General features: G+C 65.3%; 11 protein-coding genes and 2 pseudogenes. 10 read left to right on the forward strand and 3 right to left on the reverse strand.

The window, feature by feature from the left end; genetic code table 11:
* Nucleotides 1–56: 56 nt before the first annotated feature.
* Together QZ149_RS05185 and QZ149_RS05190 are read right to left on the reverse strand one after the other, a co-directional pair.
* Entirely contained in the window at nt 57–779 is a 723-nt protein-coding gene (locus QZ149_RS05185; RefSeq protein WP_291450205.1) for a hypothetical protein, read from the reverse strand.
* Between the two features lie 193 nt (nt 780–972).
* The gene (locus tag QZ149_RS05190; RefSeq protein WP_291450206.1) at nt 973–1,593 is read right to left on the reverse strand and encodes a DUF3043 domain-containing protein; all 621 of its coding nucleotides are present in this window, start codon (nt 1,591–1,593) and stop codon (nt 973–975) included.
* A 58-nt stretch (nt 1,594–1,651) separates the two neighbouring features.
* Between QZ149_RS05190 and QZ149_RS05195 the strand changes: the two genes are divergently transcribed.
* The 7 genes and pseudogenes from QZ149_RS05195 (at nt 1,652) to trpD (ending at nt 7,024) form a co-directional block, all read left to right on the forward strand.
* Entirely contained in the window at nt 1,652–3,025 is a 1,374-nt protein-coding gene (locus QZ149_RS05195; protein WP_291450208.1) for a M20/M25/M40 family metallo-hydrolase, read from the forward strand.
* Nucleotides 3,022–3,984 carry a glycerate kinase gene (locus tag QZ149_RS05200; RefSeq protein ID WP_291450209.1) on the forward strand — a complete coding sequence of 321 codons (963 nt, stop codon included), beginning with the start codon at nt 3,022–3,024 and terminating at the stop codon, nt 3,982–3,984. The genes QZ149_RS05195 and QZ149_RS05200 overlap by 4 nt, the downstream gene beginning before the upstream one ends.
* An 85-nt stretch (nt 3,985–4,069) precedes the next feature.
* Nucleotides 4,070–4,423 (forward strand): iron-sulfur cluster insertion protein ErpA, encoded by a 354-nt coding sequence (gene erpA / locus QZ149_RS05205; protein WP_291450210.1) that lies wholly within the window; start codon nt 4,070–4,072, stop codon nt 4,421–4,423.
* 23 nt (nt 4,424–4,446) lie between these two features.
* Nucleotides 4,447–5,004 (forward strand): annotated as a pseudogene (locus QZ149_RS10000) (FKBP-type peptidyl-prolyl cis-trans isomerase); the annotation flags it as partial.
* A gap of 164 nt (nt 5,005–5,168) precedes the next feature.
* A pseudogene (locus QZ149_RS10005) lies at nt 5,169–5,276 on the forward strand (hypothetical protein); the annotation flags it as partial.
* A gap of 300 nt (nt 5,277–5,576) precedes the next feature.
* Nucleotides 5,577–5,972, forward strand: a complete 396-nt coding sequence (locus tag QZ149_RS05215) for a hypothetical protein (protein WP_291450213.1) — start codon at nt 5,577–5,579, stop codon at nt 5,970–5,972.
* Nucleotides 5,969–7,024 (forward strand): anthranilate phosphoribosyltransferase, encoded by a 1,056-nt coding sequence (gene trpD / locus QZ149_RS05220; RefSeq protein ID WP_291450215.1) that lies wholly within the window; start codon nt 5,969–5,971, stop codon nt 7,022–7,024. The genes QZ149_RS05215 and trpD overlap by 4 nt, the downstream gene beginning before the upstream one ends.
* 14 nt (nt 7,025–7,038) lie before the next feature.
* On the opposite strand, the gene QZ149_RS05225 is transcribed toward trpD, so the two are convergent.
* Nucleotides 7,039–8,634: an exonuclease domain-containing protein gene (locus tag QZ149_RS05225; RefSeq protein ID WP_291450216.1), complete on the reverse strand. Its 1,596-nt coding sequence runs from the start codon at nt 8,632–8,634 to the stop codon at nt 7,039–7,041.
* A gap of 196 nt (nt 8,635–8,830) precedes the next feature.
* Between QZ149_RS05225 and QZ149_RS05230 the strand changes: the two genes are divergently transcribed.
* The 3 genes from QZ149_RS05230 (at nt 8,831) to QZ149_RS05240 (ending at nt 12,515) form a co-directional block, all read left to right on the forward strand.
* A complete protein-coding gene (locus tag QZ149_RS05230) occupies nt 8,831–9,646 on the forward strand; it encodes a lysophospholipid acyltransferase family protein (RefSeq protein WP_291450218.1) in 816 nt (271 codons plus the stop codon).
* Between the two features lie 201 nt (nt 9,647–9,847).
* Nucleotides 9,848–11,065 (forward strand): pyrophosphate--fructose-6-phosphate 1-phosphotransferase, encoded by a 1,218-nt coding sequence (locus tag QZ149_RS05235; protein ID WP_009648598.1) that lies wholly within the window; start codon nt 9,848–9,850, stop codon nt 11,063–11,065.
* A 10-nt stretch (nt 11,066–11,075) separates the two neighbouring features.
* Nucleotides 11,076–12,515, forward strand: a complete 1,440-nt coding sequence (locus QZ149_RS05240) for a class II 3-deoxy-7-phosphoheptulonate synthase (RefSeq protein ID WP_291450221.1) — start codon at nt 11,076–11,078, stop codon at nt 12,513–12,515.
* Nucleotides 12,516–12,525 lie beyond the last annotated feature (10 nt).

Below are 12,525 nucleotides of genomic sequence, written 5' to 3' on the forward strand. Positions count from 1 at the left end.
AAGTGTCGGAAGGTCCAGGTGTACGCGCGTCGGATCATAGCGCCAAGGGTAGTTGATTAGTCCCACCATGCCCACCACCAGCGTGTGGATGATGCGTCTCGCACGAGGAATCGCATCTCGTCGGGAGGGACGGCGTCGGCTCCCAGCCCGAGGACCTGAGCGAGGGTCAGCCAGTGTTCGTACGCCGGACAGGAGGCGTCGTCAATGGGACGTCCGGTGTGGGCGATGATCGCGGACTCGGGGACACATACGGTGTCGATGCTGACGCGCTCATCCCAGCGGGGAGCGCGGATGACATATCCTTCGAGCGTGAGACCGTCGATTCGGGTGGCAGCGCGCAGCAGGTCGGAGATGCGCGGAGCGTTGTTCTGTCGGTCATCGCGTGCGAGCGGAGGCAGGAGCGTGCGCAGCCTGCGCGCTTCCTCGCCCGACAGATCAGCGAAGCGCGCGTAGTCGCCCGTGTCCCATCCTTCGCAGATGTAGGGAGCGAGCAACGCCGTCACGTGGCGGTCGTCGAGCCAGTGCATGGGCCCGTACATGCCCTCGCGCACCGGTCCCTCCTCGGTGGGATCCTCATACGGAGAATCGACGCTGGGTTCCGTTTGCGCCGAGGCCGTGGTGTCCTGCTCGGAGTCGGGGACCCAATCGGTCAGGTCGTCTGTGGGAACGGTCGAGGCCGTGGTGGCCTCGCCGGTGGGGGTAGCGTGGAGCGTCACCGATGTGTCCTCGTCATCGATGTGGACCTGCGAGGTCGCGGTGAGCGTGAGTGAGACGCGCATGGCGGTGTCCTTCCGGTAGGAGCGGCGTTGGTGCCGCATGTATGTCAGGATCGCGCCCTGGACCCGCTCAACTCCAGCCGCGTGCGCCACCCTGTGGATAGCAGGGTGACACGCGGCAGGCCTGTGGAAACAACAGTCACGGCCCCGCACCCTGTGGATGGGTGCGGGGCCGTGAGTGAGAATGCCGCGGGGGTTACTTGGGGAACTCTCCGCGTGCTACCTGGGGGCGCGGGGAGCGCCAGCGGCGCGGCATGATCATGCGCGAGAAAGTGTAGTAGCCGGTGCCGCGCGGGATCTCGTCGCGGGGGTGTTCCTGCGTGAAGGCGGCTTTGATCTTACGCCATACGAGCATGGCTTCGATGCCGGTGACGATGAAGGAGCCGTACATGAGGATCGTGGAGCCGTAGAGGATGTAGATCTGTGTCTGCTCGGGGATTGTGTTGCCAAAGAGTGAGAGGATCATGATGAGGATGATGGAGGCCATCATGACGAGGAGAACCCACTCGGAGAACGAATGACGGGCATCGACGTAGTCGCGCACAAAGCGGCGTGCGCTTCCCTTGTCGCGCGCGGGCAGATGCTTCTCATCACCCGTTACCAGGGCGCGCTGTTCGGCTTCCCAGCGGGCGTTGCGCGCCGCCCTCGCTGCCCGCTTTGCTTCCTTGCGGTCGGCGGGTACGAGGGGGTGAAGGCGGGCGGCCTCGGCCTGCTTGCGCTTCGGCGTGGGGCGACCTTTTTTGCCGCCGGGCGTGGTCGAGACAGGCTCAACGGTCGTCGAGGTCTCGTCGCTGTTGTTTTTGTTTCGTCCAAACACGCTCCAAGGCTAGCCGATAGGCCCCCCGCCGTGCACTATCATGGTCTACCCTGTGCGTATGGCTGAAACTTCACATGAATTGTCGACGTCCGTTTTAAGGGAGCGCCTCGAGGCTGCTTTCCCGTCTCTCCTGGAGGAACTCACGCAGCTGGTCGCTATTCCGTCGGTGTCGTCGGACCCGGCTCACGCAGCTGACCTGGAGCGCAGTGCTGAGCATCTGAGGGAGCGTTTTGAGGCCCTGGGCCTGGCTGCGAAGGTCCTGCGCGAGACGGCCGAGGATGGCACGGAGGGCAAGCCCGCCATTGTCGCCCACACGCCCCACATTGAGGGAGCACCGACCGTCCTCCTGTACGCCCACCACGACGTGCAGCCGGTGGGTGAGCTGAGCCGTTGGAGCATGGATCCCTACAAGGCTGAGGTGCGCGGTGATCGCATTTACGGTCGAGGGTCCTCCGACGACGGCGCTGGCGTGACCGTCCACCTGGGTTCGCTGTCCATCCTGGGCACGGACCTGCCCGTCAACGTTGTTGTCTTCATCGAAGGTGAGGAGGAGATCGGCTCTCCGTCCTTCACTGCCTTCCTGGATGCTCACAAGGATGAGCTCGCCGCTGACGTCATCGTCGTGACGGACTCGTCGAATTGGAAGCCGGGCGAACCCGCCGTCACGTCGACGCTGCGCGGCAACGCTATCGTGACGGTTGACGTCACGGTCGCGGATCACGCGGTGCACTCGGGTGCTTTTGGTGGCCCCCTGCTCGATTCGGTCGCGATTTCCTCGATGCTGATTGCGTCTCTCTTTGATGGAAAGGGCGACGTTGCGGTGCCGGGGCTGGGCGGCTCGGATCACGCGGACGTTGATTGGCCGGAGGAGGAACTGCGCGAGGCAGCAGGAATGGTTGAGGGCCTGCAGCTGGCTGGTTCCGGTGATATCGCGGCCCGCATGTGGACGAAGCCGTCGATCTCCGTCATCGGTTTTGATGCCCGCCCTGTCTCCAACGCGTCGAACACGATTGCCCCGCACACGCGCTTCCGTCTGTCGATGCGCACGGTGCCGGGCGTGGACCCCACGCAGGCGCAGGCCAAGCTGGCCGACTTCCTGCTCTCCCATGTTCCCTTCGGCGCGCGCGTCGAGGTCACGTGCGAGGACGCAGGTGCCGGCTACCAGGCTGACATGGACTCTCTGGTCACGAAGACTCTGCACGAGTGCCTGACCGAGGCGTGGGGCGTGCCCTCCGTCAACATTGGCGTGGGCGGTTCGATCCCGTTCATTTCGGACTTCCAGCGTATCTTCCCGGGCGCGCAGGTCGTTGTCACGGGCGTTGAGGATCCGCTGACGAACGCGCACTCCGAGGACGAGTCGCAGTCGATCCCGGATCTGAAGGCCGCGATCCTCGCCGAGGCGCTACTGCTGACCCGCCTGGCCTCCCTGTGAGGCGAGTCGTCATAGCCGGTCGGTGGGATGGGGCGCGTCCCTTCCTACCGACCGGCGTCGCGTTGGGGGAGATCGGCCAGGGTATTCTCGCCGGCTGCGCGGACGCGGAGCCGGCGATCCTTCCGTTCGGTGCCGGACCCACCTTCGACGAGGCCGTGGCCGCCTCACGCTCCCAGGCCTCGTTCGTGCGCGTCCCCACCGACGTGGCTTCGACTCGTGAGGCTGGCGAGCGCGTGGCGATGGTGCTGGGGGAGCCGAGGATCGTCGTCGAAGGCGGCCACAACGCCTCTCCTGACTGCGGACTCGGTTTCCTGGCGGGCCTGCTCGGCGTGGCCGACTCCGAGGTGAGCGGCGACGCACTGCCTACTGCCCTGGCGCGCGCCGAGGAACTGGTCGCAGCCAGTGGTACCGACCTCGTGTGCGCCGCCTCAACGCCACGGCCCCTATTGGGCCTCGACTCGGTGCTCGCGGTCGGCCCCGACCTCACCCCCCTTGAGGAACAGGACACAGCGCTCACGGGGTTGCTGACGCAGGCCTTCGCGCACCGGCCGCTGGGGCGTCGCCAGTTGATCGAGCGTTCCGTCGGTCATCCTGCGCGCGGCTATGGATCCGGAGCGGGGGGCGGCGTGGGCGCGATCATCGCCGCCAGCGGCGGGCGCATCGTTCCCACAGGAGTGCTGCTCGATGACCTCCTCATCCTCGATAAAGCGCTAGAGTCCGCCGATCTGGTGATTGTGGCAGAACCGGAGTTGGCCTCGCCGCTGCTGGCTACGTCCACGCTCGACTCGCTGACGAAAGCTGCTGGAGCGCACGCACTTCCGGTCGTCGGCTGCACCGTCCGTTCCAGCCTGTCCCATGTGGAGCGCGCCGAATGGGGACTTCATGGCGTCTTCGAGACGGAGGCGCGCGTCGCCCTTCGCGAGGCCGGGAGGCGCATTGCGCGCACGTGGTTACGCTAAGCGCGCATTCCACCTCTCGCGCGGGGCGCAGCCAGGGGAGTACTGTGTCAAGCGCATACGTCTATTCAGCACGATAAGGAGCACCATGTCCGAGTCAGCAACTCAGGCTCCCACCCACGAGGTCACCCTCACCGACGTCGCTGCCGCGAAGGTGAAGAGCCTCCTTGAGCAGGAGGGTCGCGACGACCTGCGCCTGCGTATCGCCGTGCAGCCCGGTGGCTGCTCGGGCCTGATCTACCAGCTCTACTTCGATGACCGCATGCTCGACGGGGACGCCATCCGTTCCTTCGACGGCGTCGAGGTCGTCGTCGACCGCATGAGCGTGCCCTACCTGAGCGGTGCCACGATTGACTTCGCTGACACCATCGAGCGTCAGGGCTTCACGATCGACAACCCGAACGCCCAGAACACCTGTGCCTGCGGCGAATCCTTCCACTGAGCCGAAAGAGACTCCCACCCATGATGTCCTCCCTGCGCCGCTTCGGCGCCCTCGCCGGCGCTGTTGCCCTCGCACTTGGCCTCTCCGCCTGCACCGATCTGACCTCCTCGTCCAACACGACGTCGTCCGCGTCTCCCGCCGTCTCGGCAAGCGAGATCGACTACTCCGCGTGTGCGACCGACGATTCCGTGGACCAGCAGAAGTTCGTTGACCGCTCTGGAAAGGGGTCTTTCCCCGGTGTCACGGGCGACGACACCCCCGTCATCGCCGCGGGAACGGGTTCTGAACCCACCGACAAGGTCCTGGTGAAGACCCTCAAGCAGGGTGACGGCGCGCTCGTGTGCCCCGGTGCGACGGTGAAGGTCAACTACGTTGGCGCGCTGTGGGACGGCACCGTCTTCGATTCCTCCTACAAGAGGGGCCAGCCGATCGAGTTCCCCCTCAGTAAGGTCGTCAAGGGATGGGGCTACGGCCTGGCACACACGCACGTCGGTGATCGCGTCGAGCTGGTTATTCCTTCCTCGCTCGGCTACGGTTCCCAGGCAAACGCTTCGATCCCGGCGAACTCCACGCTGGTGTTCGTGGTTGACATTCTGGCAGCGAGCACTCAGAAGATCGCCGATGCATCTGTCCTGACCGGCGCGACTGCGACCGGTGAGGAACTGCCCGCAGGTATCACCGTGTCCGGTGACGCGGGCGTCGAACCAACTCTGGCGATCGACGAGTCTCAGAGCGTCCCGACCGAACGCAAGATCTACACGGTCTACAAGGGAAGCGGCGAGGAGCTGGCGAACGGCCAGACGTTCCTGTACAAGGCGGTCGCTGGTGGATTCGGAGCGCAGGGACAGACTGAGTCGACCTGGGCGCAGGCGGTTGAAGAAGCTCCCGTGACCGATGCCGGTCTGGCCGGGTACACGGTTGGTTCCCGTCTCCTCTTGGTCACCCCGATTCCTGGCGCAGGCGGGCAGTCGGGCGCTTCGGCTCAGGCGAGCGTCATGATCGTCGACATCGTCGGCGTGTCCTCGATGGAGTAATTGACTCCGACTTGATTCCAGTCAACGGTTGCGGGCGGCTCCCAGTGGGGGAGCCGCCCGCAACCCGTTAGAATGTGGCCAACGCGTCTATTTACGCCACACACGCAAGGAGAGCTTCCATGAGCGACGAAACCGTTCGAATCTTGGTTTTCAGCGACGATAAGGACAAGCGCACCGCCGTCATCAACGGCATCGGTCTGCGTGCGTCTAAGGACACGCCCCGCATTGAATGGGTGGAGGCCGCCACCGGTTTCGGCGTGCGCGACGCCTTCGACCAGCAGGATTTTGCGTTGCTCGTCCTCGACGCCGAGTCGAAGAAGGAGGGCGGCATGTCCGTCGCCCAGGATCTCCAGGAGACCCGTGACGGTGTTCCCCCGATCATTTTCCTGACGGCGCGCCCCCAGGACGAGTGGCTGGCCACCTGGGCCGGTGCCACCGCCACAGTTTCCGACCCGATTGACCCGATCATCCTTCAGGAAACTGTCGCCGAGGTCTTGCGTGGGGCGGCTCGATGAGCCGGCGCGAATGGGGTCCGATCATCGCTTCCCTCATCGCCGGTGAGGCTCTGGACTACGACCAGTCCTACTGGCTCATGGACCAGGTGATGAGCGGTGAGCTGGGTGAAGCCCGCCTCGCCTCCTTCCTGACTGCCATGGCGATCAAGGGAGCCACGGTCGAGGAGATCCACGGCCTCGCTGATGGCATGCAGGATCACGCGCAGCGCGTGGACCTGCCCAGCCGCGCCCTCGACATCGTCGGTACGGGCGGGGACGGCTACAAGACCGTCAACATTTCGACCATGTCCGCGATCGTGCTGGCCGCGATGGGCATTCCCCTCGTTAAACACGGTAATCGGGCGTCCACGTCAAAGTCCGGTTCTGCCGACGTGATCGAGGCGCTGGGCGTCAACCTGGACGTCGAGGTCGATCAGCTGCGCTCCATTTTCGATGAGGTCGGCATCGCGTTTCTTTTCGCTAACAAGATGCACCCGTCGATGCGCTTCGCCGCCCCAGTGCGCCGCGCGCTCGGCTTCCCCACAGCTTTCAACGTGCTTGGTCCGCTGACGAACCCCGCGAAGGTGCAAGCCTGCGCAATTGGGGCAGCCAAGGAAGAAAACGCGCGCCTCATGGCGGGGGTCTACGCGTCGCGCGTGCTGTCCGCCCTTGTCTTCCGCGGCGCGACCACGGGACTTGACGAGCTGACGACAACTGATACGAACCAGGTGTGGATCGTGAACGGCGGTCGCGTCAGCGAGGTTGCTTTCGACGCTCATGACGCTCTCGGCATGGCGTCGGCGGCCATCGAGGACCTGGCTGGTGGCGAAGCCGTTGAGAATGCTGCCGTGGCCCGCGAGGTCCTCTCGGGTGGTGGAGCAGACGCCGTGCGCGACGCCGTCGCCCTCAACGTTGGTGCGGGCATCCTGGCCTGGGAGGGCCTGGACAACCCGGTCGGTCCCGCCGACTTTGAGGAGCGCATGCGCGTCGCGGTTGATCGCGGTCTTGCTGCTCTCGCGGACGGTGTCGGAGCACGCCTGGTTGAGCGCTGGGTGGCCGCGTCCAACGCCTAACAGCCTGTTTGCGCCTACGCGCGCGAGCGTTCATACGGATGGGTGGTTGCGTGAGCGAGGAGTTCACGCAGCCGCCCGTCGCGTAGGGGACTGAGCATCGGTGCCGCCCACGGCAGGGGAGACTCCCACGCGATGAGGCGCGTGCCCGGCTCGCTCAGCTCGGCGCAGATGAGCGCGCTCTCCGACCATGATGCTGCCTGTGCCGCGAGTCCATCGACCTCGAGCACAGGCGTCGATGTCAGGACTTCGATCCATGCAGCGGGGTCGGTTCGGGGCGGCACCACGACCGAATTGATGTAGCGCCCATAGGACGCCACATGCATGACCCATCCGGGTTCACCCGCGTCTCGGCGCGCGCCCCACACGATGCGCGGTGCAGCCAGGATCGGGCGCATCATCGCGTGTTCAACGCCCGTCATGTAGGCACCGAGCTCGTCGCGCGCGCGGGCTGCCGACTTGAAGAGGCCCTGGGCACCAAGGCGCGTCATGACCGCGGTGAGGGCCTCGGGAACGGTGAGCGACGAAGCGGCCACGGCCTCGTCGATGAAAGAGGGGGCCTGCGCGTCTTCGCTCTCGGAAAGCGCCCGCATGATCGCGCTCGCCGCCCGCGAAGCGTGCGCACGCGTGCCGAAGGGGCCGAGTGCCCGGGGTAGCTCAGAGAGGCCGACGCGGGGGACCACGACGGCACGATCTGTTTCGCGCACGACCCAGTGCTGATTGGCTTGCCTGCGCGACGCTGAGTTGTATGGCGGTGCCAGTGCCGCGATGTCGCGCAGCTCCCGCACGCGCGCCTCCAGCACGGAGGTAGTGGGAAAAGAACGCACCCCGGTCGCCAGGGACACCATGCGCTGGACCTTCGGGCGCTTCTCCGCACGCGTGTAGTAGCTGCCCACGCGCGAGCGCAGGGACGAGGCCGACCCGACGTAGAGCGCATCCCCCGAGACGTCGACGAAGTGATAGACACCCGGAGTGATCGGCAGCTCGGCGACGAAGGACGGCGTGGCGGGGCGGCGGGAGGGAGCCGCATCGCTGAGGGCCAGCAGGTCCTCCACGTCGGTGACGCCCGCCGAGGCCAGGAGGTCTACGAAGCCGAGCAACACCTCGGCCGTCGTACGCGCATCCCCGAGCGCGCGGTGCTCCGGGACTGTCGCGGTTCCAAAGTACGAGGCGATGGTTCCCAGCTTGTTGTTGCGCACGAGCGGACGGGGCAGTGCTAAGCGCGCCAAGCCGAGCGTGTCCACAACCCGGACCTTCGGCCAGGGACGCCCCGACGCGCGCGCCGCTCGGCGCAGGAACCCGACGTCGAAGGACGCGTTGTGAGCGACGAGCACAGGCGCATCCTCGCTCTCCAAGCCCGACCATTCAAGAAAGCGTTCCAACACCGGGCCGATAGGATCAGCATCGGCGACCATCGCGGGAGTGATGCCCGTCAGGGAGGTAATGAACGGGGGAATTGGCGCGCAGGGACGCGCGAGTGAGGAGAACTCGTCGGCAAGGCACCCGCCTCGCACACGCACCGCGCCGATTTCCGTGATCTCCGCTTCGCCGCCCAGACCCGTCGTCTCCAGGTCGACGACCACCCAGTGCCCGTCCGAGGCCGGGGTACCCACAGCGTCGAGGCTCAGCTGAACCTCCGGTCTCGCACTACGAGACAATGTGTCAGAAACAAGCTCGCGAGCATAGCGTTTGTCCGACCCCACGGGCGCGATGCTTCCTGAACAATTGCGCACGTGAGTCTCTTTCGTCATAGAGTTGATACTAATTCGAACGCGCGCCCGCGCGCCCGCTGACAATTGAGGAGTCACAGTGGCGTTCTACCAGGCACTCAAAGCGACCGGCAGTCCCGTTCTGAAGGCTGCGTATCACCCGTGGATTCGAGGCAAGGAAAACGTCCCCGCCGAGGGACCCGCCATCCTGGCCTCCAACCACAATGCCGTGTGGGACTCCGTGTTCTTGCCCATGATGCTTGACCGCGAAGTCGTCTTCATGGGCAAGGCCGACTACTTCACCGGCACCGGTGTGAAGGGCTGGATGACCAAGGAGTTCATGCGTGCGGTCGGCACCATCCCCGTGGATCGCACCGGCGGACGCGCCTCCGAGGCTGCGCTCAACGCCGGACTCAAGCGCCTGCGCTCGGGCGAGCTTTTCGGTATCTATCCCGAAGGTACGCGTAGCCCCGACGGTCGCCTCTACCGAGGCAAGACAGGTGTCGCCCGCCTGGCGCTCCTGTCTGGCGCGCCCGTCATCCCCGTTGCCATGATCGGCACGCACGCTGCCCAGCCGATCGGCCAGAAGATCCCCTCGCGCACCAACATTGGAATGGTCATCGGTGAACCCCTCGATTTCTCGCGCTACAAGGGCCTGCACAAGGACCGCTACGTGCTGCGCGCCATCACCGATGAGATCATGTACAACCTGATGCTGCTGTCCGGTCAGGAGTACGTCGACCTGTACGCCGCGGATGTCAAGGCCCAGCTGGCAGCCGAGGGCGCATTCGAGGGGCCGGTTCCCTCCAACGGCCGCCCCGCCCCGGGCGGACGCACGGCTCCCGACGTGCCCGTGCCGACCGCTCCCGAAGAAGAACCGTCGGAGGAGGAGAACAAGGAGGATTCCTCCAAGTAATCGCCTCTCGCGGGACGATGCTTCAGCATCGTTCCGTGGGACGGGCGTCCTTGGCGAAACGTGACACGGGCCAGGTAGAATGAACTGTGCCCTGCTCACGCGCGGGTCCATGCACTAGGCAGCCCCATCGGGCAGCCGGGGTGTCGCGGCTCGTCTATCTGCGCGGGGCCGTACCTAACCAACCTGAGAAAGGTGACATTCATGTCGGTCCGTCGTGTTGCCCTGCTGACCGCAGGTGGCTTCGCCCCGTGCCTGTCCTCCGCTGTCGGTGGACTCATCGAGCGCTACAACGAAATTGATCCCTCCGTTGAGATCATCGCTTACCAGAATGGCTACCACGGCCTGCTCACCGGCAACTACGTGCTGGTGGATGAGGAGGCTCGTAAGCACGCTGCCGTCCTCCACCGCTACGGCGGCTCCCCGATCGGTAACTCCCGCGTCAAGCTGACGAACAAGAAGAACCTGGTCGAGCGCGGCCTCGTCGCCGAGGATGAGGATCCGCTGCAGAAGGCTGCCGAGCAGCTGCGCACCGACGGCGTTGATGTCCTGCACACCATCGGTGGCGACGACACCAATACGACGGCCGCCGACCTTGCTGCCTACCTGGAGGAGCACGACTACCACCTGACCGTCGTGGGCCTGCCCAAGACCATCGACAATGACGTGGTGCCGATCCGTCAGTCCCTCGGCGCTTGGACCGCCGCCGAAGAGGTGTCGGAGTACTCCCAGAACGTTATCGGTGAGCATCGCTCCAACCCCCGCATGCTCATCATCCACGAGATCATGGGCCGCCACTGCGGGTGGCTGACCGCTGCGGGTTCGCACCGCTACCACGAGTGGCTCAAGACCCAGGAGTGGGTGCCCTCGATCGGCCTGTCGAAGGAGCGTTGGGACATCCACGCGATCTTCGTGCCCGAGATGAAGATCGATCTGGACGCCGAGGCCAAGCGACTCAAGGCGATCATGGACGAGCAGGGAAACGTCAACATCTTCCTGTCTGAGGGCGCTGGCGTCCCCGAGATCATCGCGGAGATCGAGGCTGCCGGTGGCGAGGTCCAGCGCGACCCCTTCGGCCACGTCAAGCTCGACACAATCAACCCCGGCCAGTGGTTCGCCAAGCAGTTCGCCGAGAAGATCGACGCTGAGAAGGTCATGGTTCAGAAGTCCGGCTACTTCTCGCGTTCCTCGCGCGCCAACGCCGACGACCTGCGCCTGATCAAGTCGATGACCGACCTGGCCGTCGAGTGCGCGTTCAAGGGCGAGTCCGGCGTCATCGGTCACGACGAAGAGGACAACGATCGTCTGAAGGCTATCCCGTTCCCGCGCATCGCGGGTGGCAAGCCCTTCGATATCTCGGCTCCGTGGTTCCTCGAGATGATGGCCGAGATCGGCCAGAGCGTCGAGCCGGCTGGCGAGTGAGTCGCTTCGCGTGATTCCTTCCATCACTCCCGGACGCGGCGGGGAGCCTGTGCGTAAGCCTCGCACCCGCCGCGTCCCCGAGCGTCTGTGGTCGCCCGAGTCCGGGGAGCGCGCTCCCTGGGATACGTGGCGCGGCCTGGACGCGGCCCAACAGCCCTCGTACGCGGATGCCGAGTCCGTGTCCGAGGTGACGGCTCAGCTGCGCCGTCAGCCGCCCCTCGTGTTTGCGGGCGAGGTCGATGACCTGCGCACGTGGATGGGTGCGGCGTCCCGCGGCGAGGCCTTCGTGCTGATGGGCGGAGACTGTGCCGAAACCTTCGCGGAGGCGACCGCCGATCACGTGCGTTTGAAGATCCAGACGCTGCTGCAGATGGCTGTCGTCCTGACGTACGGTGCGTCACTGCCGGTCATCAAGGTTGGTCGTATCGCGGGGCAGTACGCCAAGCCTCGTTCCTCCGACCTGGAGACGCGCGACGGCGTGACGCTGCCGAGCTATCGCGGCGACGCGGTCAACTCGTTCGAGTTCACTCCCGAGGCGCGCGAGCCCGACCCGCAGCGCCTCCTGTCCCTGTATAACCATGCGGCGTCGACGCTGAACCTGATCCGCGCCTTCACGAAGGGCGGCTATGCGGATCTGCGGCAGGTACACCGTTGGAATCAGGGCTTCATGTCGAATCCGGCGTATGCGCGCTACGAGTCGCTGGCCGCCGACATTCACCGCGCGATCAAGTTCATGGGAGCAGCGGGCGTTGATTTTGAGACGCTGCGCGACGTGGACCTGTATTCCTCGCATGAGGCTTTGCTTCTGGAGTATGAGTCGGCGATGACGCGCATTGATTCGCGTACGGGCGAGCCCTACAATACGTCTGCCCACTTCCTGTGGGTGGGGGAGCGGACGCGCGAGGAGGAGGGCGCTCATATCGAGCTGCTGTCGCGCGTGCGTAACCCGATTGGGGTCAAGCTTGGTCCGTCCACGACACGCGATCAGATGCTCTCGCTCATCGACCGCCTCAACCCGGATGGCGAGGAGGGACGCCTGTCCTTCATCACGCGCATGGGTGCGGAACGCATCCGTGAGGTGCTGCCTCCGCTGCTTGAGGCGGCGCGCGAGGATGGCCGACCGATCACGTGGATGACGGACCCGATGCACGGCAACACGATCACGTCGTCGACCGGATATAAGACGCGTCGTTTTGAGACGGTCATGGACGAGGTCCGTGGCTTCTTCGAGGCGCACGAAGCAGCGGACACTGTGCCGGGCGGCCTGCATGTCGAGCTCACCGGTGACGACGTCACCGAGGTGATTGGCGGCTCCGAGCATATCGACGACGAGTCGCTGCGTGATCGTTACGAGACGCTCGTCGATCCTCGTTTGAATCATCAGCAGAGCCTGGAGATGGCATTCCAGGTCGCTCAGTATCTGGCGAAGGGTTCCTCCCACGAGGAGTGAGCTATCGCGG

The sequence above is a fragment of the Actinomyces sp. ICM47 genome (assembly GCF_905369875.1).
Taxonomy (GTDB): Bacteria; Actinomycetota; Actinomycetes; order Actinomycetales; family Actinomycetaceae; genus Pauljensenia.

Bases quoted from the DNA above. Each gene is read 5' to 3' on its own strand.
- QZ149_RS05185 (WP_291450205.1), bottom strand. From the start codon at position 779: ATGCGCGTCTCACTCACGCTCACCGCGACCTCGCAGGTCCACATCGAT.
- QZ149_RS05195 (WP_291450208.1), top strand. From the start codon at position 1,652: ATGGCTGAAACTTCACATGAATTGTCGACGTCCGTTTTAAGGGAGCGC.
- erpA (WP_291450210.1), top strand. From the start codon at position 4,070: ATGTCCGAGTCAGCAACTCAGGCTCCCACCCACGAGGTCACCCTCACC.
- QZ149_RS05215 (WP_291450213.1), top strand. From the start codon at position 5,577: ATGAGCGACGAAACCGTTCGAATCTTGGTTTTCAGCGACGATAAGGAC.
- trpD (WP_291450215.1), top strand. From the start codon at position 5,969: ATGAGCCGGCGCGAATGGGGTCCGATCATCGCTTCCCTCATCGCCGGT.
- QZ149_RS05235 (WP_009648598.1), top strand. From the start codon at position 9,848: ATGTCGGTCCGTCGTGTTGCCCTGCTGACCGCAGGTGGCTTCGCCCCG.